This is a genomic window from Mycobacterium sp. pR1184 (genome assembly GCF_041287235.1).
In the GTDB taxonomy this organism is placed as follows: domain Bacteria; phylum Actinomycetota; class Actinomycetes; order Mycobacteriales; family Mycobacteriaceae; genus Mycobacterium.
On record NZ_JBGGKR010000038.1, the window covers coordinates 1 to 308 of the forward strand.

Below are 308 nucleotides of genomic sequence, written 5' to 3' on the forward strand. Positions count from 1 at the left end.
CGGCTGGCCACCCAATACCGCCCCGATCAGCTGGCCGGGTTCGCCGCCCACCTCGCTGATCTGCTCAACCCCGACGGCAACTACACCGACACCGACCGCGCCCGGCGCCGCGGCCTCACGTTAGGCAACCAACAACCCGACGGCATGTCCGCACTCAGTGGCTGGCTGACCCCCGAAGCGCGTGCCACCCTGGAAGCCGTCCTGGCCAAACTCGCCGCCCCCGGCATGTGCAACCCCGACGACCACACCCCCTGCATCGACGGCGCACCCAGCCAACAGGCCATCGACGGCGATCCCCGCTCAGCGGC

At 70.8% G+C, this 308-nt stretch carries 1 protein-coding gene; it reads left to right on the forward strand.

What is annotated here, in order from left to right:
- On the forward strand, positions 1-308 hold a 308-nt coding region (locus ACAG21_RS28120), incomplete at both ends, for a DUF222 domain-containing protein (RefSeq protein ID WP_370499518.1).